Annotated in this window: 20 protein-coding genes and 14 tRNA genes; 32 read left to right on the top strand and 2 right to left on the bottom strand. The window is 50.8% G+C overall.

Translation table 11 applies throughout. The annotated features are described in order from the left end of the window. The first annotated feature begins 1 nt into the window (after position 1). The 30 genes from BHK98_RS02460 to BHK98_RS02315 all read left to right on the top strand — a co-directional run bounded on the left by BHK98_RS02460 (position 2) and on the right by BHK98_RS02315 (position 22,143). On the top strand, positions 2 to 3,025 hold the full coding sequence (locus tag BHK98_RS02460; protein ID WP_143404517.1) for a phage tail protein: 3,024 nt from the start codon (positions 2 to 4) through the stop codon (positions 3,023 to 3,025). A gap of 1 nt (position 3,026) precedes the next feature. Beyond that, complete coding sequence (locus BHK98_RS02455; RefSeq protein WP_075712040.1) at positions 3,027 to 4,031, top strand: hypothetical protein; 1,005 nt, start codon at positions 3,027 to 3,029, stop codon at positions 4,029 to 4,031. After that, a complete protein-coding gene (locus tag BHK98_RS02450) occupies positions 4,028 to 5,389 on the top strand; it encodes a hypothetical protein (protein ID WP_075712039.1) in 1,362 nt (453 codons plus the stop codon). The genes BHK98_RS02455 and BHK98_RS02450 overlap by 4 nt, the downstream gene beginning before the upstream one ends. A gap of 11 nt (positions 5,390 to 5,400) precedes the next feature. Further along, positions 5,401 to 6,459 carry a hypothetical protein gene (locus BHK98_RS02445; protein WP_075712038.1) on the top strand — a complete coding sequence of 353 codons (1,059 nt, stop codon included), beginning with the start codon at positions 5,401 to 5,403 and terminating at the stop codon, positions 6,457 to 6,459. 2 nt (positions 6,460 to 6,461) lie between these two features. After that, positions 6,462 to 8,078, top strand: coding sequence for a phage baseplate protein (locus BHK98_RS02440; protein ID WP_075712037.1), 1,617 nt, complete (start codon positions 6,462 to 6,464; stop codon positions 8,076 to 8,078). Between the two features lie 164 nt (positions 8,079 to 8,242). Next, positions 8,243 to 8,656, top strand: coding sequence for a phage holin family protein (locus BHK98_RS02435; protein ID WP_075712036.1), 414 nt, complete (start codon positions 8,243 to 8,245; stop codon positions 8,654 to 8,656). A 1-nt stretch (position 8,657) separates the two neighbouring features. Next, positions 8,658 to 9,896, top strand: coding sequence for a glucosaminidase domain-containing protein (locus BHK98_RS02430; protein ID WP_075712035.1), 1,239 nt, complete (start codon positions 8,658 to 8,660; stop codon positions 9,894 to 9,896). 138 nt (positions 9,897 to 10,034) lie between these two features. Next, positions 10,035 to 11,654, top strand: coding sequence for a recombinase family protein (locus BHK98_RS02425; protein ID WP_075712034.1), 1,620 nt, complete (start codon positions 10,035 to 10,037; stop codon positions 11,652 to 11,654). Positions 11,655 to 11,656: 2 nt separating this feature from the next. Then, positions 11,657 to 13,108: a recombinase family protein gene (locus BHK98_RS02420; protein ID WP_075712033.1), complete on the top strand. Its 1,452-nt coding sequence runs from the start codon at positions 11,657 to 11,659 to the stop codon at positions 13,106 to 13,108. 108 nt (positions 13,109 to 13,216) lie between these two features. Continuing rightward, on the top strand, positions 13,217 to 13,621 hold the full coding sequence (locus BHK98_RS02415) for a DNA-processing protein DprA (RefSeq protein ID WP_158024445.1): 405 nt from the start codon (positions 13,217 to 13,219) through the stop codon (positions 13,619 to 13,621). 118 nt (positions 13,622 to 13,739) lie between these two features. Then, entirely contained in the window at positions 13,740 to 15,800 is a 2,061-nt protein-coding gene (topA, locus tag BHK98_RS02410; RefSeq protein WP_075712031.1) for a type I DNA topoisomerase, read from the top strand. An 11-nt stretch (positions 15,801 to 15,811) separates the two neighbouring features. Further along, on the top strand, positions 15,812 to 16,351 hold the full coding sequence (gene hslV / locus BHK98_RS02405) for an ATP-dependent protease subunit HslV (protein WP_075712030.1): 540 nt from the start codon (positions 15,812 to 15,814) through the stop codon (positions 16,349 to 16,351). A gap of 16 nt (positions 16,352 to 16,367) precedes the next feature. Continuing rightward, on the top strand, positions 16,368 to 17,813 hold the full coding sequence (gene hslU, locus BHK98_RS02400; protein ID WP_465250934.1) for an ATP-dependent protease ATPase subunit HslU: 1,446 nt from the start codon (positions 16,368 to 16,370) through the stop codon (positions 17,811 to 17,813). Between the two features lie 27 nt (positions 17,814 to 17,840). Beyond that, positions 17,841 to 18,617 (top strand): GTP-sensing pleiotropic transcriptional regulator CodY, encoded by a 777-nt coding sequence (gene codY / locus BHK98_RS02395; RefSeq protein WP_075712029.1) that lies wholly within the window; start codon positions 17,841 to 17,843, stop codon positions 18,615 to 18,617. Further along, positions 18,618 to 19,898 (top strand): GTPase HflX, encoded by a 1,281-nt coding sequence (hflX, locus tag BHK98_RS02390; RefSeq protein WP_075712028.1) that lies wholly within the window; start codon positions 18,618 to 18,620, stop codon positions 19,896 to 19,898. It begins immediately after the preceding gene. Continuing rightward, positions 19,895 to 20,530 (top strand): IMPACT family protein, encoded by a 636-nt coding sequence (locus BHK98_RS02385; protein ID WP_075712027.1) that lies wholly within the window; start codon positions 19,895 to 19,897, stop codon positions 20,528 to 20,530. The genes hflX and BHK98_RS02385 overlap by 4 nt, the downstream gene beginning before the upstream one ends. A gap of 244 nt (positions 20,531 to 20,774) precedes the next feature. Continuing rightward, positions 20,775 to 20,851 (top strand) — tRNA-Asp (locus tag BHK98_RS02380). A gap of 4 nt (positions 20,852 to 20,855) precedes the next feature. Then, positions 20,856 to 20,930 (top strand) — tRNA-Thr (locus BHK98_RS02375). Positions 20,931 to 21,017: 87 nt separating this feature from the next. Continuing rightward, positions 21,018 to 21,102 (top strand) — tRNA-Tyr (locus tag BHK98_RS02370). A 4-nt stretch (positions 21,103 to 21,106) separates the two neighbouring features. After that, positions 21,107 to 21,181, top strand: a tRNA-Gly gene (locus tag BHK98_RS02365). Between the two features lie 5 nt (positions 21,182 to 21,186). Beyond that, positions 21,187 to 21,260 (top strand) — tRNA-Gly (locus BHK98_RS02360). A 14-nt stretch (positions 21,261 to 21,274) separates the two neighbouring features. After that, a tRNA-Arg gene (locus BHK98_RS02355) sits at positions 21,275 to 21,351 on the top strand. A 22-nt stretch (positions 21,352 to 21,373) separates the two neighbouring features. Further along, a tRNA-Gln gene (locus BHK98_RS02350) sits at positions 21,374 to 21,448 on the top strand. Positions 21,449 to 21,453: 5 nt separating this feature from the next. After that, a tRNA-Lys gene (locus BHK98_RS02345) sits at positions 21,454 to 21,529 on the top strand. Between the two features lie 25 nt (positions 21,530 to 21,554). After that, positions 21,555 to 21,640 (top strand) — tRNA-Ser (locus BHK98_RS02340). Between the two features lie 37 nt (positions 21,641 to 21,677). Next, positions 21,678 to 21,767, top strand: a tRNA-Ser gene (locus BHK98_RS02335). Positions 21,768 to 21,775: 8 nt separating this feature from the next. Next, positions 21,776 to 21,851 (top strand) — tRNA-Trp (locus BHK98_RS02330). A 30-nt stretch (positions 21,852 to 21,881) separates the two neighbouring features. Then, positions 21,882 to 21,958, top strand: a tRNA-Pro gene (locus BHK98_RS02325). A gap of 10 nt (positions 21,959 to 21,968) precedes the next feature. Next, a tRNA-Ile gene (locus BHK98_RS02320) sits at positions 21,969 to 22,045 on the top strand. A 22-nt stretch (positions 22,046 to 22,067) separates the two neighbouring features. Further along, positions 22,068 to 22,143, top strand: a tRNA-Phe gene (locus tag BHK98_RS02315). Between the two features lie 149 nt (positions 22,144 to 22,292). Here BHK98_RS02315 and BHK98_RS02310 read toward each other — a convergent pair. Next, positions 22,293 to 22,754, bottom strand: a complete 462-nt coding sequence (locus BHK98_RS02310; RefSeq protein WP_075712026.1) for a hypothetical protein — start codon at positions 22,752 to 22,754, stop codon at positions 22,293 to 22,295. A 156-nt stretch (positions 22,755 to 22,910) separates the two neighbouring features. On the opposite strand from BHK98_RS02310, the gene BHK98_RS02305 reads away from it, so the two are divergent. Continuing rightward, positions 22,911 to 23,495 (top strand): thymidine kinase, encoded by a 585-nt coding sequence (locus BHK98_RS02305; RefSeq protein WP_075712025.1) that lies wholly within the window; start codon positions 22,911 to 22,913, stop codon positions 23,493 to 23,495. A 17-nt stretch (positions 23,496 to 23,512) separates the two neighbouring features. Continuing rightward, positions 23,513 to 25,333 carry an N-acetylglucosaminidase gene (locus BHK98_RS02300; protein ID WP_075712024.1) on the top strand — a complete coding sequence of 607 codons (1,821 nt, stop codon included), beginning with the start codon at positions 23,513 to 23,515 and terminating at the stop codon, positions 25,331 to 25,333. On the opposite strand, the gene mnmL is transcribed toward BHK98_RS02300, so the two are convergent. Further along, on the bottom strand, positions 25,311 to 26,285 hold the full coding sequence (gene mnmL / locus BHK98_RS02295; protein WP_083628013.1) for a tRNA modification radical SAM protein MnmL/YtqA: 975 nt from the start codon (positions 26,283 to 26,285) through the stop codon (positions 25,311 to 25,313). The two genes, BHK98_RS02300 and mnmL, sit on opposite strands and share 23 nt — an antisense overlap. Positions 26,286 to 26,314 lie beyond the last annotated feature (29 nt).

Genomic DNA, 26,314 nt, shown 5'->3' with positions numbered 1-26,314 from the left:
TATGGCAAAGAAAACAAGTAAAAAGCCAAAAGGCCTATCCATAGCAAGGAACGCTATGAAGTTTGCCTGCTCATGGAAGAAGGGAGAATCCTATAGCGATAAGCAGCAGTTTTCCTATCTTGTAAACCGTGCAGGCAAATCAGACAAATGGTCGTCTGCTGCAAACATCGCAAAAGGCACTACCAGCAGATCTGTTTCGCTTTCTGCTTCAAACTATTATCCGTATAAGGGAAAGCCAAAGATCACAGAATTTAAGTTCCGGGTGAGGGGTATTTCAAAGAAAGAAAAATGGTCAGACTGGGTGAGTCAGGTATTCAAGATAGAAGCTCCTGCAAAACCCAGTCTTTCTGTTTCAGCAAGTGAGACGAATTATAACCAGTGCACCTTCACTTGGAGCGTGGATACTTCAAATGGTCATAAGCCCTTTGCCGATGTGGAGTTTCAGACAAAGCTGGTTACAGGCTACGATTATGGCGGCGATAAAGGATGGAGTGCAGATACCGGAGGGGCGTCCGGAAGTAAGACCTACACGGAAACTGCCTCTACCATAGCATCCGGTTCCCATACCAGATGGTTTCGGGTACGGGCAAGAGGCGCAGGCGGAGCAAGCGAGTGGTGTTATGCCAGCCGGGTGTATTCTGCACCGAATGCTGCGACGAACGTAAAAGGAGAAGTGACCAATCAGGCCGGGGGCATGCAGGTAAAAGTCACCTGGTCACAGACAAATAATAGTTCTTATCCGGTGAATTCAACAACGGCTGAGTATGCCATTAAGGTTCCCGGAGAGAACCTGACATATAACGGAAACGCAGATGGCGTAATCGGAACGATGGCCGGAGCAGGAAGAGCAGCTTCCTCTTTTATCGGTCAGGGACTGGAAAAGGACGAGTGCCTGTTTGTACGGGTAAGTTCCACGCATCTATATCAGACGACATATAGCGGATGGGTACTTGTAAGAGCAGGATCGCTTATTGATCCTGAAATTACAGATGTAAAGACCGATGATACAACGCACCGTGCAACGATTACGGCCAATAATAAATCCGAGGTTCCGGGGGCATTCCTTGTGGTGCAATATCGCACAGGATCAGATCCCGGGAAGGCGGCGACGGTTGGAATCATCCCGGCTGGCCAGACGCAGGTATCCGTGCAGTGCCCGGACTGGTCAGATGAGGATTCATTCGAATTTGGTGTCTATGCCTGCGTGGGTAGCTTTGAAAGCACTACCCGGGCGGATGGTGTGGATTCATATACTGTAACGGCACGTATGAAATCGGATGCTCCCGTCTGGCAAGGTGGTCAGGTGCCGCATGCTCCCGAGAACGTAAAAGTGAACCCAACCAGCATAAGCGGCACCGTAAAGGTGGTATGGGACTGGACATGGCGCGAGGCTCAGAGTACTGTTTTGTCTTGGGCAGATCATGAGGATGCATGGGAGAGCACGTCAGAGCCGGAAACCTATACGATCAGTAATACACACGCCGGGGAGTGGAATGTCTCCGGCCTTGAGACCGGAAAGAGATGGTATTTCAGAGTGCGTCTTGCAAAAGGGTATGGAGAAAATCTGGTGTACGGAGCATGGTCTAAGGTAGCCATGATTGATCTTTCATCTGCGCCAAGCATTCCGACACTCATGCTTTCAAAAAGCATCATTCCATCGGATGGGAGCATCACATGTTTCTGGTCATATGTATCCGGGGATGGTACCGGGCAGGCCTACGCAGAAGTATGTGAGGCAAAAATCACAGGAGATGGCGTCCGCTATGACAAGATCATCGGGCGTACCGAAACTTCGCAGCATCTGACACTTTCTGCAAAAAATCTCGGCTGGGCATCTGGGGAGATGCATTATCTTTGTGTGAGGGTTGTATCGGCTTCCGGAAGAGTCTCGGATGAATGGTCAGATCCAGTTCCGATTACGATCGCAGAAGAACTGGCAGCGGTAATTGATGAAACAAATCTCGTGGAGCAGGAGATTACAGTAGACGATAACACAAGAACGGTTATGTCGCTTGCTGCAATGCCGCTTACCGTGCATGTCACCGGGGCGGGCATTGGAGGTACCACTATTTTAGTAATCGAGCGAGCGGAAGACTATCACATGGATCGCCCAGATGAATCGGACTTTAATGGCTTTGAAGGCGAAACCATACTGTTTCACTCCCAGACAGGAGAAGATATGATCACCGTGAATAAGGAAGATCTAATCGGCATCCTTGATGATGGTGCAAGCTATAGACTTATAGCAACCGTGCAGGATAGCCTTGGTCAGAGCGCAGAGGCACGTCTTGACTTTGAAGTGCACTGGTCGCATCAGGCGGTGATGCCGGAAGGCCATGCGGAAGTAAAGGATATGGTGAGCTATATCACGCCAATTGCACCGGAAGGCTACCAGGACGGAGATACCTGTGATATCTATAGGCTCTCTGCCGATCAGCCGGAGCTTATTGTCTCTGGCGGTAGTTTCGGTACAACTTATGTTGATCCGTATCCTGCTATCGGTGAGTTTGGAGGGCACCGGATCGTCTACCGTACAAAAGACGGAGACTATATCACAAAAGATAACGAGATCGCATGGCTTGATCTTACGGCGGAGGATGGGGACAGCATAAACCTCATCTATTCCCTGATCGATTTTGATGGTGAACAGATCGAGTTTCGTTATGATGTCACCCATTCCAACACATGGGAAAAAGACTTCAAGGAAACAAGATATCTGGGCGGCTCTGTTACAGGCGACTGGAATAAGGCAGTTGGAAGAACGGCATCGCTTAAGGGATCGACGGTCACGATACAGGATCAGGATACCATGCGTAAGTTCAGAAGGCTCGCTGCCTATCCGGGTATCTGTCATCTTCGGACAGTGGATGGCTCGAGCTTTAAGTGTGACATACAGGTCAGCGAAGACAGAAGATATGATTCGAATACGATCCGGGCAGAGTATAGCTTATCTGTCACAAGGGTAGATCCGGAGGAGCTGGATGGACTGACGCTCTCCGAATGGTTAAGCGAGGAGGACACATAAGATGAACTGGAAGAATGGATTCAGCGCAAGCTACTATGGCTACTATATTGATCCGGCAAGCTGGCGAGAAAAAGAGAGATTTGAAATCACAGGTGGAACAATTACAAGATCAGAAGGGGGATTGAAAGATTCCGCAGATATTGAGTGCAAATCATATGAGCAGGGAAAAGAGAGGTACATCCGGATTTATCTTGATGCGTGGCAAAACGGATCAGCATCCCATGTACCTCTTTTTACTGGCCTTGCAACAAGTCCGAAACAGGACATCGACGGATACTTTGAGACGGGCACGCTGGAGTGCTACTCCGTATTAAAACCAGCTGCGGATGTGCTGCTTGAGAGGGGGTACTATGTTCCATCTGGCGTAAATGGCGCGGAGGTAGTAAAAGATCTGCTATCGGTATCACCAGCACCGATCTTTATTAGCGGCGCGTCTCCCGGGATCTCAAAATCAATCATCGCAGAGGATGGGGAGACAAGACTTTCGATGGCAGAAAAGGTTCTCTCTGTCATTGGCTGGAGAATGAGAATCACCGGAAACGGAACCATTGAGATCTGCCCGGAAGCGGCGACGGAAGCTGCGCAGTTTGATCCTATCGATCAGGATGTCATCGAGCCGACTATATCAGTGGATTATGACTGGTATTCCTGTCCGAATGTCTTCCGGGCGGTGCAGGATGATCTTTCCTCTGTTGCACGGGATGATTCTCCGGATAGTCCCTTGTCAACGGTGAACCGGGGCAGGGAAGTCTGGGCAGAAGAAACCTCCTGTGACTTCAATACCGGGGAGAGCATTTCAGAATATGCCCTGAGAAGTCTACACGAACTTCAGAGCATCGCTATGACCGCAGCCTACGACAGACGGTATCATCCGGACATTCTTGTAGGGGATGTGGTGCGGCTTCGGTATCCAGTGCAGGGACTTGACGGACTCTTTCAGATCACCTCGCAGCGGATCGAGCTTGGATATGGTGCGAAGACAAGCGAGGAGGTTAAAAAGATATGAGCAAAAGTATGAGCAAAGAAATGGTACAGCTCATCGGCGCTGCTAACCAGAAAGGCACTTCACCATATGACACGCAGGCAGAAGTGATCCGTGTAGAGGGGAGCATTGCTTGGGTGCATATCCCGGGAGGTATCGATGAAACACCTGCCCGGATGACGATGAATGCGAAAGCAGGAGATGTGGTGCAGGTAAGAGTTTCTGGCGGCCGGGCATGGCTTACCGGAAATGCATCTTCTCCTCCAACTGATAACACGGAGGCGTTTAAGGCAAGAGATACGGCTTTTGAAGCAAAGGAGATTGCAGAGGCATCGATCGAAGATGCGGAACGGGCAAAGGAGGCTGCCGATAGCGCGGAAGCATCAGCAAAGAAAGCCCATGAAAAGGCAGAAGAAGCGGATGATGCTGCAAAGGAAGCAAAAGCATCTGCAGTGACAGCAAACAAGGCAGCAAACGGAGCACTCTCGCAGTTATCGGTTGTCGAGGATGTGGTGGGCACACTTACGTGGATTTCAGAACACGGAGAATATGCACCAACAGAAGATACGGAAGTGGTATCCGGGAAGTATTATTTCACAAAGTATGGCGATCAATATAACGTTGTGATCAGCCCAGAAGGAAATCCGAAGGAGCAAGGCTACTACGAGCTTACCTCCGTTGATGAAGCGGTAACAAGTTATGTGGCAAGCCACCTCGCCTTAACCGATGCGGGGCTCTGGGTCACGAAAGATAACGAAGGATATAAGCTTTTGCTATCCGGGGATGGGCTGCGAGTGTATGACGATGAGGGAAACCTGGTCGCCATTTTTGGTGAGTCGATCAATTTCTCATCTTCCCGGCCGCAGTATATCGGTGGGGAAGATGCCTTCATCATTTTTTATGCCAGCAATAACGATGGTATCCCGGATTCCATCAACATCGGTGGCAGCAAGGTAACGCTGGGTGGATCAAAGAAGCTGTCCGACCTTCTTACCACACTGGATATCAGCACCCGGCAGACGGATACCGGGGCAGAAATCATAGTGGGGGATAAATCGGTCACACTCAAGGACGGGATCGATGCTACCGTGCTTCGGATCGACTCTTCCAGAGGCACGGTCTTTAAAAACAATTCTGTCAATACGGTACTTACCGTGGCTATCTATATTGGCGGACAGCGCATTACAAACAACACTGATCTTAGAAAGACATTCGGAACTTCTGCACATCTTCAGTGGTATTGGCAGAAGCTCGGTGAAGACACCTTTGGCATCATCGTAGCAAGCGATCACAAGCTATCCGATGATGGCTTCACTCTGACGCTGACGCCAGAGGAAGTCGATACAAAAGTAACATTCATGTGTGAATTAATCACAGATTAGGAGGAAGCATAATGGCAATCAAATCTTCAGATCAAATCACCGTCGTCGACCTGACAGACGGGTATTCTGTCAATCTGACAAATGACTCGTTTACCTTTGCCGGAGATAAGGACGGGAAAATCGCATCCCAGCAGAGCACGACAACTGTCATTCAGGCACTGCGCGGCGATGAGGTTCCGACCATATCAGTCGACAATACAAAAATCACAAAGCCTTCTGGCGTAACGACAAGCTGGAATGCCAGCACTAATACTTTGACCATTACGGTCACGACAAGCGTGGCTGCCGGAGGCATTGTAACAATTCCGGTCGTACTTGACGGATCGGTCACGATCAACAAGGTGTTCTCCTTTGGAATTGCTAAGACTGGAGCGACAGGCGGCAAAGGTGATCCGGGACGCGGCATCTCCTCAACGGTTATTGAATATCAGGTAGGTACTTCAGGGACAACTGTGCCGACTGGAACTTGGAGCACATCCCCTGTAGCAACAACCGCACAGGGGCAGTATCTCTGGACAAGGACTACAATCAAATACACCTCTGGCTCTGATTCTGTCAGCTATTCTGTTGCTGCCCACGGGCAGACAGGTGGGCAGGGCGCTGCCGGGCGTGGCATTTCATCTACGGTGGTGGAATATCAGGTGGGTACCTCTGGGACATCCGCTCCGACTGGAACTTGGAGCACGTCGCCTGTGGCCACTACTACGCAAGGACAGTATCTCTGGACAAGAACGACAATCAAGTATACCTCCGGATCCGACAGCATCAGCTATTCCGTCTCCGCACATGGAAAGCAGGGGACGCAGGGAAATCCCGGAGCAGATGCAATTCTGATCTCCATTACTGCGAGTAACGGTAATATCTTTAAGAGCAACTCCGGGAGCACGATCTTAACAGCTCATGTATATAAGGCAGGTACAGAAGTTACCGGAAATGCGCTCACAGCACTTGGCACGATCAAGTGGTATAAGGATGGCGGCAGCTCTGCGGTTGGTACCGGGGCGACACTTACAGTCAATGCAACGGACGTGGCAAGTAAGGCGGTGTATGAGGCAAGATTGGAGGGATAAGCATGGCGATCAAAGCAAGAGAAACGATTACGGTATCAAAGGAACGAGACGTAAGTGCAACTTGGCGATTTTATCGAATTGCAGCATCTACTTCAACACCTTCTCAACCGACAGAAGCTCAGGGAAAAAGCTATGTGTCGAATAAGACCGTGCCGTCCGGTTGGAGCATATCAGAGCCAGCCTATGATGGAACTTCTACAAACAGCCTTTATACCTGCGATCTGACTTCTTTTACAGATGGAGGAGTTAGCTGGTCTGTGGTGTCCAAGTCTTCATCCTATGAGGCAGCAAAGCAGGCATATAATGAGGCACAGAACGCGAAGAAAACAGCTACCAATTTCATGGCAGCAGATGAACTGGGCGTGATGGTAGCAGACATGAGAAATGGATCAGGTCAGACGCCATCCAATCCTTCCGGAAGGAATGTGCTGATTGGTAGCGACTCGATTGAGATCAGAGATGGTAGTGATGTGCTGGCCAGGTTCGGAGAAGAAGTTAAAATTGGTCAGGATGGAGGAAATCAGATGCGAATTTCATCGGAAAAGCTGGAATTGGAAACGGGCGATGGAATCACGATGGTAGATGTTGATTCCGGAGAACGTACTGCAGCAGTTGGAGCCAGTGACTTGGCACATATGACCTTTGATGGGTACAAGATGCACATAGAATCTTCTGTTGAGGGCAGTACAGCTTTTGAGGCCCTAACCAATCCGAGAACCGAAACACAGATCTACGAGCAGACTCTCATCAACTGGTCGGCTGCGAGCACGATACAACTGGTGAAGCTCTATAATTATGGTTTTGACGCAAAGGCAAACACAGGTGTCATGGAAATATTATCGGCACATACAGTGATCCATATTGAATTTTCAAACGGTAAGACACTTGACGTTGATGAGGATATTGAAGCCGTTCACAGTGACGGAATGATCAAGATTCCTTCCGGGCAGTCTGTATTTCAGATCGGTCAGATGGGCGTACCTGTCTGCAGAGTAACAATTACGGTTACTTATAGATCAGGTGACAGTTCGGCCTACTCTGTGGGCTTCAGTAATGGCAGGATGAGGATAAACTGGGACGGGATTCCTTCATTCTGTAATCCGGACGGCAGATTTGGTACGGTCTTTGACCTGATATATCCGGTTGGTTCAATCTATATGAGCGTGAGCTCCACAAGCCCTGCTACGCTTTTTGGCGGCACATGGGAAAGAGTGCGTGACAGATTCTTACTTGCGGCTGGTTCAAATTATGCTGCTGGAAATACTGGAGGAAGTGATACAATGACTGCCGATATGTTGCCGTCTCACGCACACTTATTCTCAGGAAACACGGCAGCTGAATCCGGACATAAGCACCCCTTTGATAACGATAATACTTGTGTATTAACTCTGGCACTTAGTGGGGATGGAATTACAAGAAAAACAATCAAACAGGGAACCGGAAGCAGTATAACAAACGTGGTGCGGTCAGAAGATAACCCAATTTACCGACAAAAAGCGGCACTTTCCACAGGGCATATACACGGGTTCAGTGGCACAACAGGAACAACTGGAAAAGGAACGAGTGGCAATAATATGCCGCCGTACCTTAGTGTCTACATATGGAGAAGAACCGCATAAAGGAGGATTCAATCATGCACACAATTATATATTTGCTCGCAGGAGTCTGCCTCGGCATTCCGCTGGGATGGGCTCTTTTATTTTTGCTCGTTATGAATGACGTGTTACCGGAGAAATCAAAGTTGAAGAATGACTGGAAAGTCATGTGAAAGGAGAGATTTATTATGAAAGAATTTTGGATTATGATCCAGACTGTATTCGCGGGTCTGGGAGGATGGATAGGTTATTATCTGGGAGGATGTGATGGTTTGCTTTACGCACTGATAGCATTCGTTATTGCCGATTACCTGACCGGGGTGATGTGTGCGATAGCCGACAGGAGACTGTCGAGCGAAGTGGGATTCAGAGGAATCTGCAGAAAAGTCCTTGTTTTTGTGCTTGTAGGCATTGCCAATATCATCGATGTGCAGGTCATCGGACAGGAAGGAATTCTGCGTACAGCCGTCATTTTCTTCTACCTGTCAAATGAAGGCGTCAGCCTTCTGGAAAATGCAGGGCATCTTGGACTGCCCATCCCGGATCAGCTGGAAGATGTACTGGAACAGCTCCATAAGAGAGCGGAAAAGGAGGGAGAGTAACATGGGTTACACAAACAGCAAACTGGTGGCATATAAGAAACTGTCACCGAATCATTCCGGAAGGAGAACGCACACTATCGACCGGATATCGCCTCACTGCGTGGTGGGTCAGTGTACGGCAGAGGGACTCGGATCATGGTTTGCAAAGAGCAGCACACAGGCTTCCAGTAATTATGGCATTGACCGGGATGGCCGTGTAGGGCTTTATGTAGAAGAAAAGAACCGCTCCTGGTGTACATCCTCAAATGCCAATGACCAGAGAGCTGTTACGATCGAATGTGCATCTGATACGAAAGAACCGTACAGGATGAACAGCAGGGTTTACGCAACGCTCGTGAAACTTTGCGTGGATATTTGTAAACGCAATGGCAAGAAAAAACTGCTGTGGCTGGGGGATAAAAGCAGGACACTGAACTATACACCGAAATCTGATGAGATGGTCATCACTGTCCACAGATGGTTTGCCAACAAGTCGTGTCCGGGCAACTGGCTGTATAGCAGACTGGGCAAGCTGGCCAAAGAAGTTACCAGACAACTCGGTGGATCTGAGAAAAAGATCACCACAGGGCTCAAAGCCTCAAGTCTGAAAAACTTGTCAGATGCTGATGTAATCAGGAAAGTTGGTGCTCTTTTTACCGCAGATCAGAAGAAATCTGGCATCCTTGCCTCCGTGTCGCTGGCGCAGTTTATTCTGGAGTCTGGCTACGGAAAGTCAGAACTGGCTCAGAATGCTAATAACTGCTTTGGCATGAAGAAGTCTCTGTCCGGTAACACATGGTCGGGTTCTGTCTGGGACGGCAAGTCCGTCTATACAAAAAAGACGAAGGAACAGAGTAAGGATGGGTCGTACATAACGGTCACAGCAGACTTCAGGAAGTATCCGGATATTGAAAAATCCATCGCCGATCATTCCGCTTATCTTAACGGAGCGAAGAACGGCAGTAAACTGCGTTACGCCGGACTGAAGGGCTGCAGGAACTACAGAAAAGCCATCAAAATCATCAGGGCAGGTGGTTATGCAACCAGTCTTACCTATGTTGATAAGCTCTGCAGAATTATTGAAAAGTGGAATCTGACCAGATATGATGTGAAGGTGGATTCTAGAAAATCTGTCAACGCGCTTGCCGAAGAGGTGATCGCTGGCAAGTGGGGAAATGGCAGCGAAAGGAAGAAACGTCTCACTGCTGCTGGATATGATTATAACGCGGTGCAAAGGCGCGTAAATGAAATACTGAAATAAGTAACCGTGCCCGGGAGGAGTCCCCTCGGGCATTTTCTTTTTGCCTTTAAAAACTCTGGGGTGAACAGCCGCTTTATTACTTGACTAATCGCGAAGACAGAGTGATTTATAGTACTGCCAATCGAAGGGAGGGATACCATGAAGGTACAGAAAATTGAAACAAGAAAAAGAGAGCTTCAGAAGAAACGTGTCTGCGCCTATGTCCGGGTTTCAACGGATAGTAATGAGCAGGAAGATTCCTTTGTGAATCAGACAGTATATTTCAGACGCTTTATAACAGCAAATCCAGCATGGGAGTTTGCCGGGATCTATGCTGATCAGGGGATCACAGGATATAGCGAAAACAGGCCACAGTTTCAGAAGATGCTGCAGGATGCTCGGAAAGGCAGGATTGACATGATTGTCGTAAAAAGCGTTTCCCGGTTTGCAAGAAACACCGAGACTGTGCTAAAGGCATCAAGGGAGATGAGAGAACTCGGTGTAGCGATTTTCTTTCAGCTTCAGAACATCGACACAATGACGCAGGAGGGGGAGCTGATGCTTACTATCCTTGCGGCTTTTGCACAGGCAGAAAGCGAGAGCAATTCATCAAACGTCCGGATGACCATCCGAAATAAGTTCAAAAGAGGTGAACCGTACTTTAACCTCTCCCGGTTGTATGGATACACCGAGGATGAGAACGGTGAGATTATCATTGATGAGGAGCAGGCAAAGACTGTCCGGCTCGCCTTTGAACTTTCTGAAAAGGGAATCTGGGCAAGTAAGATTGCCGGTTACCTGAATGAACAGGGCATTCCATCACCAAAGGGCTGCAAGTGGGGCGGTGGTCAGATCCGGAAGATGCTTCGCCATGAAGCCTACAAGGGTGATCGCATTCTGCAGAAAACCTATAACGATGGTCATCGGAAAACGTGTAAGAATACCGGAGAACTTGATCAGTGGCACCTGACAGATGTACATCCGGCTATCGTAAACCGAAAACAGTGGGATGCCGTTCAGAAGGTGCTGGATGACAGGTCGCAGGCCTATGCGCATAAAATTCCTGTAAAAAGCATCAGGCATTCCAATCAGTCCACATACCCACTTTCCGGAAAACTCTTCTGTCCATACTGCGGCTGCAAACTCTATCACAAATGGAATCAAGATCAGAGCTTTGAATACTGGATGTGCAGTACGCGTCTTAAATGGTCGCCGGAAAGCTGTCCGGGTGTTTATGTTCCGGCAAAGTTCCTGAAAGGCTGGGAAGGTATAGACGAGGAACTTGTAGTGGTTCAATATAAAGACGAGTACGGTATGGATCGTGTTGAAGCCTATCCCAAGATCGAATGGGAACAGGATCACACCTATCCGAACGAGTTTCACAGGCCTGAGAAATCAAAAAAGAAAAAAACGCAGAAGCGTAATGTGGTAAGGAGAAAGCATCCTGAAAAACCGGAGTCAGGGAAGAACAGATACACACGAAATACCTATCTTCACTCCGGAAAACTCTTCTGCCCATATTGCGGCGAAGTCATGGTTCATGGGTTTACAGGAGGGGTTCCCTACTGGAAATGTAAAACAGCAAAAAACTGGTATAAAAGTCAAGGAAAAAGATGCCAGATGCGTTCGCTTCCGGCAGAAATCTCAGATACCTGGGGAGAACTGAAAAAGCCTGTTACAGTTATTCCATTCACGGATGATATTGGTAACAGTTTTTTTACATACATGGATAAAGAAGAGTATGAGGCTTCAGATGAGTGCCCGTACGGAAAGGACTAATTATGGCAAGAGAAATCATACGCATCCCTGCGAGTAAAAGGATGGCCGGAAAGCAGGTGACGGAAAAGAAAAAAATTCGGGTGGCAGCATACTGCAGGGTGTCGAGTGAGCAGGATCAGCAGCTTAATTCCTTTGAAAACCAGGTGGCATATTACACCGAATACATTGAGAAGAATCCTGATTACACGATGGCTGGAATCTATGCCGATGAAGGAATCTCCGGAACTAACACCAGAAAGCGAAGCGAGTTTAACAGGATGATCGAAGACTGTAAGGCTGGATTCATTGATATGATCATTACTAAATCAATCAGCCGCTTTGCACGTAACACGCAGGACTGTCTGCATTATTCCCGGATGCTAAAGGATATGGGAATCGGCATCCTGTTTGAAAAAGAGCATGTGGATACAACAGCAGCATCCGGCGAGCTTCTCTTCACAATTCTTGCATCCCTTGCGCAGGACGAGAGCCGGGCAATCTCTGAGAACGTTGTGTGGGGGAAGCAGTCATTATTCTCTCAGGGGAAATGGTCAATGTGCACATCACGATTTTACGGTTACGACAAGGATGAGGAAGGAAATCTTATCAAAAATCCGGAGCAGGCCAAGGTGGTCAAATGGATGTATTCAGCCTTTATCACAGGGATGAATCCGGATATCATTGCACGGACATTAAACGAAAAGGGCATCCCTGGAGCCTTGGGAAAACCAGCTTGGAAAGTCAGTACTGTAAAGCAAACACTTCGTAATGAGAAGCATATGGGAGATGTATACCTGCAGAAATGGTACACGCCGGACTTTCTGTCACATAAGATTGCAAAGAATGAAGGGCAGCTTCCGATGTATCACATTAAAAATGATCACGAGGCAATTATAGATAAAGAAATATGGGAGGCTGTGCAGATTGAGCTTGACAGGCGAGAGGCATTCATGAAGGAACATAAACTTACCACGCTTGGCCAGTTTACAGATAAGAGGCCGTTTTCGCATAAGGTTATCTGCGGTTGCTGCGGTCATACATATTCGAGAAGAACGCTTACCAGAAGCTGGGGGAAGGTGATTACCTGGGAGTGCGGACAAAGATATAGGGAAAAAGGGAAGCGCCACTGCGTTGAAAGCGATGTCCTCTATGAACGGGAACTGTTTGATGGCTTTGTGGCCGCCTGGAATAAGATCCTTTCCAGAAGAAAAACGAATATGCGAAAGTGGGAGAGAATGCTAAATTCAGAGAACGCACTCGAACGTGTCCGGGCTAAGCAATTTATTGCAATCACTGATGGTATGGAGCCGCTTACGAAAATGGATATTAGCCTTGTAAGCAAGGTGTTTGAGCATTGCATTTATCATAGCAGTGGTGATACCGAGTATCATTTCCTTGATGGAACGGTGATAATCATCCGTACAAAATCTGTCAGGAACAAGGCTTATTTTTTAAAATCTATCTTTCCAGAGTAAACTTCAGCAATTACCTATGCAAATTAGGAAAAGGCGTGTTAGAATGGGGTAGCCGAACGTGCGCTTTTTCTTATTTGCAATACCGCCATTATAGAACAGTTTCGTTTCGTGCAATGTTATCTCACCGGGTTGGTGATAGGTGCGCTGATTACGGCCGAGTTTGCGGAGGAGCAGGGCAGACAGCTCTACGCTGTGCCGGGCAACATAACCAGCCCTGCCAGTTTCGGTTCCAATCAGATCATCTCAGAGGGCGTGATGCCGCTCCTCGTGATTGAGGAACTGATCCGCGGTCTGGGAATTATTCCGGAAAATTCATCAGAAATCCGGGAGATTCTTGGGGAGGATGAAAAAAATATTTTCGATCAGATCAGGAAACATTCTGAGCTCACAAGTGACGAGCTGTGCCGTCTGACCATGCTTCCGCCGCAGAAAATCAACGGTATTATTACTGTGCTTGAAATGAAGGGACTGGTGGTAAGTTCAATGGGAAGAGTTTTTGTGAACAGAATGTGAACAATATTTCAGTTGACACAGAGAAACAACTGTGAAAAAATGAATATTGAGAATATTTGACGTAAAACGGATTTGTGTTATAATACGAATCGTTTATCAAATATTTTTTGGAGGAATAATGGCGAATAGTAAAAAAACGTTAGTGATTGTTGAGTCGCCATCCAAAGCGAAAACGATTGGAAAGTACCTGGGTTCCCGTTACCGTGTCATCGCATCGGTGGGGCATGTCCGGGATCTGCCGAAGAGCAAGCTCGGCATCGACGTTGATCAGGATTTTGAACCACAATACATTTCCATTCGCGGAAAGGGCGACCTGATAAAGGAACTGAAAAAAGAAGCGAAAAAAGCATCGAAGGTGTATCTTGCCACGGACCCTGACCGGGAGGGCGAAGCGATTTCGTGGCATCTGGCATATCTGCTGGGCATTGATCCTGACAGTCCGTGCCGGATTGAATTTAATGAAATCACCAAATCGAAAATTAAAGAAGCGATTAAGCATCCGCGGCCGATCAATCAGAATCTGGTGGACGCTCAGCAGGCCCGGCGCGTGCTGGACCGCCTGGTAGGCTATCAGATCAGTCCGCTGCTCTGGCGCAAGGTGCGCAAGGGTCTGTCGGCGGGACGCGTGCAGTCGGCGGCGCTGAAGATTATCTGCGACAGGGAGAAGGAAATCCGGGATTTTGTGCCGCAGGAGTACTGGACCATCAGCGCGGAGTTCGAGCATGACCCGGACTTTTCCGCCAGACTGCATTCCAGAAACGGGAAAAAGCTTGCAATCGGAAGCCGGGAAGAAAACGACACGATTCTGAAGGAACTGGAGTCCGGCACATATACGGTTTCCGCGATTAACAGAAAACCGCGGAGCAAGAAGCCGTATGCGCCGTTCACGACCAGCACGCTGCAGCAGGAAGCATCCAACAAACTGAACTTCAACACCCGCAAGACGATGATGATTGCGCAGCAGCTTTATGAGGGCGTGGACGCCGGGAAACGGGGTACCATCGGTCTGATTACATATCTGAGGACCGATTCCGTCCGGATCTCCGCGGAGGCCCGGACCGCCGCGGCCGGGTTTATTGCAGAAAAATACGGAGAGCAGTATCTCGGGAACAACGTGTTCTCCAATAAGAAAAAGGACATTCAGGACGCCCACGAGGCGATCCGCCCCAGCATCATCGATCTGGAGCCGGACGAACTGAAGGATCAGCTGTCGAGAGATCAGTACCGCCTCTACAGGCTGATCTGGAACCGCTTTATCGCCAGCCAGATGAAGCCTGCGCAGTATGACGGCATGCAGGTGGACATCCGGAACGGAGAGTATCTCTTCAGAGCGACGGGGAGCAAGCTGCTCTTCGACGGCTACCAGAAGGTCTACGGCGGCGGAAACGATGAGGACCGGGACCGGATCCTGCCTGAGCTCGCAGAGAATGAAGAACTGAAGCTGCAGAAGGTCGGCGGCGAGCAGAACTTCACGCAGCCGCCGTCGCGGTTTACGGAGGCGAGCCTGGTCCGGGAACTTGAGGATCGGGACATCGGACGGCCGAGCACCTACGCTCCCATCGTCGGCACGCTTTCAGAGCGGAAGTATGTCAAGAGGGAGAAGAAAACGCTGGTTCCCACGGAGCTGGGCTTCATCGTCACCGATCTGATGGAACAGTATTTCCATGAGATTGTGGACGCGGGCTTTACCGCGAGCATGGAGGATAAGCTGGACGACGTGGAGGCGAAGGGCACAGAGTGGAAATCTCTGATTCGGGATTTCTACGGTCCGTTCAAGCAGGAACTGGACAAGGCGGACGAAGCCATTGAGAAGGTTGTTGTGGAGGACAAGCCGACCGGCGAGTTCTGCGAGCTCTGCGGCAGGCCGCTTGTCATAAAGGCCGGCCGGTACGGTGACTTTATCGCGTGCTCCGGCTATCCCGAGTGCCGCAACACGCGGCCGATTGTGAAGACGATCGGCGTCAAGTGTCCCCGGTGCGGGAAGGATATCGTGGAGAAACGAAGCCGGAAGGGAAAAATCTTTTACGGCTGCAGCGGCTATCCGGAATGCGACCAGTCGTACTGGAACAAGCCGGTAAACAAGCAGTGTCCCAAATGCGGAAGTCTTCTTGTGGAGAAGGTGAGCAAGGGGGAGAAAAAACTGGAATGCTCTAATAAGGAATGCGACTACAAAGAATAAGGAGTAGAAAAATGCAGCAGTTACATGCAACGACGATCTGCGCGGTGCGCCGCAGCGCAGATGATGTGGCAATCGGCGGCGACGGACAGGTTACGATGGGCGAAACGGCGATCATGAAAAACGGCGCCGTGAAGGTCAAGAAGATTTTCAAAGGAAAGGTTCTGACGGGATTCGCCGGTTCGGTGGCGGACGCCTTTTCCCTGACCGACAAATTCGAAAAAAAACTGGAGGAACACGGCGGAAACCTCAAGCGGGCCGCCGTCGATCTGGCGCAGCTCTGGCGCGGAGACCAGGGGATGAGAAGCCTGGAGGCTCTGATGATCGTGGTGGATCGGGATCAGATGCTGATTATCTCCGGCAACGGCGAGGTAATCGCGCCTGACCAGGACTTTGTCGCCATCGGCTCCGGCGGAAACTACGCGTATTCTGCCGCGAACGCGCTGTTCAATCATACAGATATGAACGCTGAGGAAATTGTGCGGGAATCACTGCGCATCGCGTCGTCAATTTGTGTCTATACCAACGACCATATCACGGTCGAGAAACTGTAAAAGGGGGATTGCAGCAATGACTCAGAAGATTCAGAGCATGACGCCGAAGGAAATCGTCGCCGCGCTGGATAAATATATCATCGGGCAGGATGAGGCGAAGAAATCCGTCGCGATTGCCCTGCGGAACAGATACAGAAGAAGCCTTCTTCCGGAGGAAATGCGGGAGGAGATTACGCCGAAAAACATCCTGATGCAGGGACCTACCGGCTGTGGAAAGACCGAGATCGCCAGACGGCTGGCGAAGCTCATGAAAGCGCCCTTTGTGAAGGTGGAGGCCACTAAATTCACGGAGGTCGGCTATGTGGGCCGGGATGTGGATTCCATGATCAGGGATCTGGCGGAGGCCTCCATGCGGATCACTAAAGCCGAGAAGATGCAGGAGAAATATGACATTGCAGACGGCATCGCAGAGGAGAAAATCATCGAGGCGATTATTCCCGGCGCACACAAGGGAAAGGAGAAGACCGGCGGATCCAGAAATCCCTTCGATTTTCTGATGAACAGCGGCGGCTATCCGAGCCAGAAGCAGCTGTATGAGGAAAGTCAGCGGAAGAAGGAGCAGGAGGAGCCGGAATCCTCGGATGTGGAGATGGCCCGCGACCAGGTGCGCCAGCAGCTGCACGACGGCCTTCTGGAGGAACAGTTCATCGAGATTGAGGTGAACGACACGCCGAAGGGGAATCAGCTCGACATGAGCAACGAGGGCATGAGCATTGCCATCGGAAATATATTCGGCGATATGATGCCGCAGAAGACAAAGAAAAAACGTGTACGCGTCAAAGAGGCGCGGAAGATCCTTCGGGAGCAGGAGGCTCAGAACCTTCTGGATATGGATCAGGTGACGGATGAGGCTCTGGAGAACGCAGAGCAGAACGGCATCATTTTCATCGATGAAATCGACAAGATCGCCTCGGGCGGCCGCTATACATCGGGTGCAGACGTTTCCAGAGAGGGCGTGCAGAGAGACATTCTGCCCATCGTCGAGGGAAGCGTCGTCAACACCAAGTACGGACCGCTGAAGACTGATCATATTCTGTTCATCGGCGCCGGCGCGTTTCATACCTCCAAGCCGACGGATCTGATTCCGGAGCTGCAGGGACGGTTCCCGATCCGTGTGGAGCTGAACAATCTCGACAAGGAGGATTTCGTCAAGATTCTGACGGTGCCGGAGAACGCGATTACCAAGCAGCATCAGGCGCTGCTGTCCACAGAGGGGATCCATCTGGAGTTCACCGATGACGCCATCGATGAGATTGCGGAGATGTCCTTCCTGATGAACGAGCAGAACGAGAATATCGGGGCCCGCAGACTGCATACGATTATGGAGATTCTGCTGGAGGATATTTCCTACGAGATTCCGGAGCCGGATGAGGACGGGAAAATCATCATCGACCGGGCCTTTGTACAAAACAAGTTTAACGACACCATCCGCAGGGATGATGTTGATAAATATATTCTTTAGTACTTTTTTAAAGAATGGGAGACTAACATGAGCGAAAAACTATTAGAAAAAATCAGAAAAATGAACTGGATGCTTTCAGAGAGCGCGTCAGGATACGTGTCCTTCGACGAGCTCTGTGAAACAATCGGAGAGCTGCTGAATTCCAACGTTTACATCATGAACAAACGGGGAAAGGTGCTTGCCGCGAAGTATAAAGAGGGCGAGGAGGCTCCTCTGATCATTGAAGAAGAAGGAATCTCCTGTCTGCCGGAGCAGTATAATGACAAGTTCCTCGAGATCACGGAGACAAAGGAAAATCTGATCTACGACAGCATCAAGGAAATCTACGGCGAGGACTATGAGATGGCGTCGAAGTATCACGTCATCGTACCGATTATCTTCGGCGGAAAGCGGGTGGCGACGCTTCTGCTTGCCCGTCCGGACCGCGCTTATAACGATGAGGACATCGCGATCTGCGAGTACGGCGCGACGGTCATCGGTCTGGAGGTTACCCGGGGAATCACGATGGAGGAAGAGGCTGACAGCAGAGAAAAGAATGCGGTCAACATGGCGCTGGAGACTCTGTCCTATTCCGAGCTGGATGCGGTTACAAAGATTTTCGCGGAGCTGGAGGGCGACGAGGGACTTCTGGTTGCCAGCAAGATAGCCGACAAATCCGGAATCACGCGTTCCGTCATCGTAAACGCCCTCAGAAAGCTGGAGAGCGCGGGCGTGATCGAATCCAGATCCCTCGGAATGAAGGGAACCCGGATCAAGATCACCAACGAATTCCTGCGCGGAGAAATTGACAAGATCGATATTTAAATGCTGAGATTCACAGAAGATAACAGAGTGCTTGAGGAGGAATGCTACAGAGCGATTCTGGTCGGTCTGCAGCGGAACAGGGACATCTCTTATTCCATGCAGGAACTGAGAGGCCTTGCGGAGGCAGCTTCTGTTGAAGTGATCGGAGAAGCGGTGCAGTCGCTGGAGAAGCCGAACACCGCTACTTTGGTTGGAAGCGGCAAGGTTCTGGAACTGGCCGAGATGGCGAAGCATATGGAAGCCGATATGGTTGTTTTCAATGATGAGCTGACCGGGATGCAGCTCCGGAACCTGGAAGACGCCATCGGCGTCAGAATTATCGACCGGACGATTCTGATCCTGGATATTTTTGCGTCCAGAGCCACCTCTGCGGAGGGAAAACTGCAGGTGGAGCTTGCGCAGCTTCAGTATAGGATGCCTCGTCTGACCGGCTTCGGAAAATCCCTTTCCCGGCTGGGCGGAGGGATCGGGACGAGAGGTCCCGGCGAGAAGAAGCTGGAGACAGACCGGCGTCACATCGAACGAAGGATGGACGACATCCGGGCAGAGCTGGCCAGAGTCAGAACGAATCGCAGCGTGCAGAGGAGCCGCAGAGAAAAGGCAGACATTCCTGTCGTCGCACTGGTGGGATATACGAATTCCGGGAAATCGGCGCTGATGAACCGGCTTCTTGCGCTGTCCGACAAGGAGGAGAAGTCCGTCTGCGAAAGGGATATGCTTTTCGCCACGCTGGACACGCAGCAGCGGAGCATCCGGCTGGATTCCGGCCATGAATTCATCCTTGTCGATACGGTAGGCTTTGTCAGCAGGCTTCCTCACGGAATGGTGGAGGCCTTCAAGGCGACGCTGAGCGAGGTGCGGTATGCGGATCTGCTGCTGCATGTCGTGGATGCGTCTTATGAGGACAATCAGTTCCAGATCGACGTGACCAACCGTGTCCTGGAGGAGATCGGCGCCGGGGACAAAGAAAAACTGACGGTGTTCAACAAAATGGACATCGCTGACGGACTGACCGTCCCCGAATCGGGCGAGCGGAATCTTTTCCTGTCTGCGAAGACGGGAGAAGGCATTGAAGAACTGGTCGGAGAGATTGAAGAGCGGGTCTTTGACACGGAGACTGTCCGACTCCTGATTCCCTATGACCGGGGCGACCTGTCGTCCTACCTTTGTGATAAAACAAATGTGATCTCCATGGAATACCGCGAAACGGGCACGGAATTTCTGACCGAGCTTTCCTCCGCGGATCATCAGAGACTGAAGGAGTATGAGTTTACAAAATGAAACTGTACAGCACGGTGGCAGGACCGGGCGAGGGTGAGCAGATCATTGAACGGTCCCGTTTCATCACCCATGTCATGCCCTGCGGAGACAGAGAGGCCGCAGAGGCCTTTTTTGAAGAAATAAGAAAGAAATATCGCGATGCGACGCATAATGTGCCGGCCATGGTGCTCGGCGATGCCATGCAGGTGCAGTGGGGCAGTGATGACGGCGAGCCGCAGGGAACCTCCGGCGCGCCGATCGTTCAGCTGCTGGTCTCCCTGGGAGTGACGGACACGGCTGTGATGGTGACCCGTTATTTCGGCGGGATCAAGCTGGGGACCGGAGGTCTGGTCCGGGCGTACACCTCAAGCGCCAAAATCGGCCTTGAGGCGGCGGGAATCTGCGATGTGGAACAAAGAGACGTTCTCATCTGCAAAATCGATTACAAGGCGTTTCACCGGGTTCAGAACCATGATTTCGGGGAGAGTGTGACACTGTCGGATTTTGAGTATCTGGACAGGGTAGGGTTCCGCCTGACCTGTGATCCGTCCGTGACAGAGTCATGCATCGCAGCTCTGACCGGCATTGCCGGCGGGGGGGATATGGTGGAGCGTGTGGAGCACGCTCTGGTGAAGGTGCCGCGTCCCCGGTAAAATCCCGCGCAAAATCTTGTAAAAGAATTTTGGATTTTTCTATTGACAAACACCGCGATTTACTGTATAGTTACTAACTGTGTCGAGAACATAGACACCGCAATACCGCAGGACTTGGGCGTCTGGCCCGGTCGGGGGAACGCTGTCATACAGGCAGGTGACGCGGATTCGGACATGGTGATGAGTGCCCGGAAACGATCGCCTGAAGCGGCTCCGGACTGTGAGGACAATCAAGGACATATATGGCCAAGTAGTTCAGTTGGTTAGAATGCCAGCCTGTCACGCTGGAGGTCACGAGTTCGAGCCTCGTCTTGGTCGCCAATTTGCTGGCGTGGCTCAACGGTAGAGCAGCTGATTTGTAATCAGCAGGTTGGGGGTTCGATTCCCTCCGCCAGCTCCATGCAAAGCTTGAACCTTTGAAATTGAATACGCGATTTGGTAGAGTCAACACAGATTCTACGCAGATCCCATTATACATTGATGATGTCGAGGGATGCCCGAGTGGCTAAAGGGGGCGGACTGTAAATCCGTTAGCTGAGCTTACGATGGTTCGAATCCATCTCCCTCGACCAGTATGCGGAAGTGGCTCAGGGGTAGAGCATCGCCTTGCCAAGGCGAGGGTCGCGAGTTCGAATCTCGTCTTCCGCTCCAATTCTGCGGATGTAGTTCAATGGTAGAACCTCAGCCTTCCAAGCTGATGGCGTGAGTTCGATTCTCATCATCCGCTCCACAAACAAATAGTGTGGGCTCGTAGCTCAGCTGGATAGAGCAACGGCCTTCTAAGCCGTGTGTCCAGAGTTCGAATCTCTGCGGGCTCACCAATTATTTTAATCAATGTGATAGTGGGGTATAGCCAAGTGGTAAGGCAAGGGACTTTGACTCCCTTATGCGTAGGTTCGATCCCTGCTACCCCAGCCAGTTACGACCCATTAGCTCAGGTGGTAGAGCACTTGACTTTTAATCAAGGTGTCCGGAGTTCGAATCTCCGATGGGTCACCATTTTTTTACGAATCACCGCCATCATGGAGAGGTGTCCGAGTGGTTGATGGTGCCGGTCTTGAAAACCGGTGTTCGTAAGAACCGTGGGTTCGAATCCCACCCTCTCCGCCATTTAGGGATTCGGGATATATCGCCGGTTCATGCACCTGGAGAAGTACTCAAGTGGCTGAAGAGGACGGTTTGCTAAACCGTTAGTGTTCAATTATGGGCAGCGCGAGTTCGAATCTCGCCTTCTCCGTTTTTTATAGGGGTATAGCTCAGTTGGCAGAGCAGTGGTCTCCAAAACCACGTGTCGAGGGTTCGAATCCTTCTGCCCCTGCCATTTTCGACCCACAGCGCGGGCTCGTTGTATCGGGGTGTAGCGCAGCTTGGTAGCGCAACTGGTTTGGGACCAGTGGGTCGCGGGTTCAAATCCTGCCACCCCGACCATCAGAAATGTGGGCCACTAGCTCAGTTGGTCAGAGCATCCGGCTCATAACCGGCAGGTCCCGGGTTCAAGTCCCTGGTGGCCCACCAATTTACAAGTTAATAATGATGTGCTCAGATAGCTCAGTAGGTAGAGCAGAGGACTGAAAATCCTCGTGTCCTTGGTTCAATTCCGAGTCTGAGCACCATTTTTACGGCAACCGCTGCAAACATTGAAGTTCGGCGGTTGCCGATTTTTCTTTGTACGCTGCAGAAAAATCTTTTGTATCTTTTGTATATAACAAAAACTGAGGGGAAAATGCTGAGAATGAACTGAGAACGCTCTGCGAGCGGACGGTCAGTCGGCCGGAGCCTCCGGTGCGTCCAGCTGCCTGTGCAGCTTCTCTTCGGCCATCTCGAAGTAGGCGCGGACGCTCTGGTCCAGCGGCTCCAGCGAATTGATCTCCCGGTCAGTGAGGGGATTTCCGGAGAGGGCTCCCGCAATGACGGCCGCCGCATAGGCCGGGGTGTGCAGATTTAGGCGGGTCGTCGCTTCTGTACGCTTCAGGTTTTCGCAGAGGCGGTAGAGCCTCCGGACCAGCAGACGGCTGTCCCGTTCGGTCAGAGCCTCGCCCAGCGCCTGGTGAATGGAGGCCTCGAAGATACCGGTCATGGTGGAGCGGAGATAGGGCAGGTGATTCAGCGCGGTTCCCCGGGCCCTGGATTCCGAAATATAGAGATCCAGATAGGGGCGGAAGTCCTCACTGCGGCTGATCACGATGGATTTTGCTTTGTTGATGTATTTTCTGTTATCTGACATGATGCTTCCCTTCTCTGCCTGTTGGCCGGATTTTCATTGAAATTCTGTCAACAGTATACCACACGGCTCAATTTTCTTGCAATACCTGCTCAGAATATAGTCTTGCGAATGCGGTAAATTTTTGGTATCATAGAACCAAATGATTCGGGAGGGAACATGGCACAGTTATATTATCGCTACAGCACGATGAACGCGGGCAAATCGATTGAACTCATCAAGGTCGCTTATAATTATGAGGAACGCGGGAAACACGTTCTCACTCTGATTCCGTCGGTGGACGACCGCTACGGCGTCGGACTGATCACCTCGCGCATCGGGCTGCAGAGAGAGGCCGACATCGTGAACGAGGATACGAACATTCTGGATCTCTTCATCCAGAAGAACACGGATCATCCCGTTGACTGTGTGCTGATCGACGAGTGTCAGTTCCTGAAGAAGCATCATGTGGAAGAACTGGCTGAGATCGTGGACAGTTTCGAGGTGCCTGTGCTGGCATACGGACTGAAAAACGATTTTCAAAATGAACTCTTTGAGGGATCGTATTATATGCTTGCCTACGCCGACAAGATCGAGGAAATCAAGACGATCTGCTGGTGCGGCAGAAAGGCGACGATGGTTGCCAGGCTGGTGAACGGAAACATCGTGAAGCAGGGGGAGCAGATTGTGATCGGCGGAAACGACATGTACGTGTCGCTCTGCCGCAAGCATTACAACGATGGACGTCTGGGACCCGATCGGTAGCCGGATTTGGAGTAAATATGATCATTTCAGTAAAAAAGAATACCCGTGTCAGAACGATATCCGTGACACTGTTCGGAATCATCCTCGCGATGATGATGTGCGGCACGGACGTTTTCGCTGCGTCGAAGCCTGCTGCCTCCGGGACAGCAAAGACCGCATCCGTTATCCGCGCTTCCGCGTCGGTGTCTTCTGCGCAGGTCAGGACTTTGTCCAAGGGTAAGAAATTCTCTATCAAGGCGGAATATTTCACGGCGAAAAAAAGCACGAAAGCGAAATACAAGTGGTATTATATCAGCAGTTATAAGGGATACATCCGTTCGGATCTCGTGAAATACGCAGACAGTGTCACCGTGTCGGGCAAGACTACAGCGGACGTCAACATCCGGGCCGGCGCCGGCTGGAGCTACGCGAAGAAGACTGTCTATAAAAAAGGAAAATCAGTCAAGGTGGTGCTGACCGCTTATGACCGGAACGGAGAGAAGTGGTATAAAATCAAGGTCGGCTCCAAATACTATTATGTGATTGCCCGCTACGTCAAGCTGAGTTCGACTTCATCGACCGCGTCTTCTTCGAAGAGCACGTCATCCTCGTCCTCCTCGAAAAGCAGCTCATCCTCCTCATCTACGTCCACAACGTCCTTTAAGGGCTTTCCTTCCAGTTACACAAAGAAACTGGCCGCGCTGAAAAAAGCGCATCCAAAATGGGAATTTGTGGCGGTAAACACAGGACTGGACTGGTCGGATGCGGTCTCTCGGATGACAGAGAGGACGGGAACCAATCTGGTCTACACGACCTTCCCGTACTCCTACCGCTCTGTGGAGAAAGGCTGTTACAACTATCTGACCAACAGGTACGCGCCGAAGGACGGAGCGAAGTTCATCGCCGCCTCCGAGGGGTGCGTGGAATTTTATATGGACCCGAGGAACTGGCTGGATGACACGCATGTGTTCATGTTTGAAGACAACCGGTACCATTCCTCTTATCAGACGCTTTCCATGGTGAAGACCATGACGAAGGGAAGGAACAGCTACCTCTACAAAAATTCCGGAAGCTTCGTCACGGCGGCGAAGAGCTACAACATCAGTCCTGTCTATCTGACTGCCAAGGCGCTGGAGGAGCAGGGCTCTAAAATCAACAGCGGAACGGTCAGTGGCCGGAAGGTGTATAACGTGTTCAACATCGGCGCCTACGATTCCGCCAGCGGCGGCGCGTCCAACGGTATCCGGTACGCGGGAAGCGGCTCCAGTTATCTCCGTCCCTGGACCAGCATTGACAAAGCGATCCGGGGAGGGGCGAAGTACATCGCTTCGAATTTTATCGCAAATAACCAGAGCTGCGCCTATCTGGAGCATTTCAATGTGATGAACGGACTGAGCAGGGTAGGAACTCACGTCTATATGACGGCGGTCTACGCGCCGCGGAACACATCGGTATCCACCGCGTCCAGTTATAAGAAATACAAGATTTACGACAAAAAGATCGTATTCTATATCCCCGTTTATAAAAATATGCCGTCGAGCGCCTGCAAGGTTCCGTCCTCCAGCTGGAAAAAGGACAATAATTATTATCTGAAGACCCTGAAGGTCACGGCCGGCGGCAGAACCTACACGAAGATCAGCAGCTCATCGCAGAGTTATACGAAGTCGTTTACGGTCTATGTCGGCAAAAGTGTGTCCTCGGCGACGATTTCCGCCGGCGCGGCGAGCAGAACCTCCGCGAAGGTTTCAGGAACAGGAAAGAAATCTCTTTCGTCGGGAACCAATACGTTCAAGGTGGTGTGTACGGCATCTTCCGGATTGAAACGGACCTATACGGTCAAGATCGTGAGGGGCTCCTGAACCCTTGATATGTGCCGCGTCTGCGGAGCTCGGCATAAATGCCGTTCAGGATGCTCCGCTTGCGGTAACTCCACTCCGGTGCGATAAGATCCCTGCGGGGCGTGTCTCCCGTCAGGCGGTGGACCACCATTTCAGGGGGCAGCATCTCGACAATATCGCAGACCAGATCGATGTATTCTTCCATACTCTGAAAGGGAACATACCCGGGATATTCGTCTGCCATACGTGACCCCCGGACCACGTTCAGCAGATGCAGCTTGATTCCCCAGGCGCCGCTTTCAGACACATACCGTACGGATTCCATCATGTCCTCCCGGGTTTCCCCCGGAAGCCCCAGAATCAGATGAACCACTGCCCTGATCCGGAGCTCCCGCAGTCTGCACATGGCGGACTCGAAAACGGAATTGTCATAACACCGGTTGATTCTCCCGGCGGTGGTTTCATTGCCGGTCTGAAGCCCCAGCTCCAGCCACATGAAATGTTCACGGTTTATCTGATCCAGAAGCTCCAGAACATCTTCCGGCAGGCAGTCGGGGCGGGTGGCAATCACCAGGCCGCGGATGCCGGGCGAATTCAGCGCGGCGGAATACTTCTCCCGAAGCACTTCGACGGGCGCATAAGTGTTCGTATGGTTCTGGAAATAGGCGAGATGTCCGGCATCCGGCCATTTGTCCGACAGAAGGCGGATCTGGTCCTCGACGGTGGATGCGAAATCGCCGCCCCCGCCTGTTCCGCAGAACAGGCAGCCGCCGCATCCCTTTGTTCCGTCCCGGTTCGGACAGGTAAAGCCGCCGTCCAGAGCAAGTTTCACCATCTTCTGACCGAAGCGGCTTTTCAGCCATCGGCCGATGGTGTTAATCCGCAGAGATTCCCCATATTCATTCACTTCAGCATTTACTTCAGCAGTCACTTCGCAATTCCCTTCAGAATTCACTTTACATCCCTTTGTCATCACCCTTTTTCCTTCCTTTCAGCATATTT

Source organism: Hornefia porci (assembly GCF_001940235.1).
Lineage (GTDB): Bacteria > Bacillota > Clostridia > Peptostreptococcales > Anaerovoracaceae > Aminicella > Aminicella porci.
The sequence above is the reverse complement of the archived record's forward strand: the minus strand, read 5'-3'. Positions and strand labels throughout refer to the sequence as shown.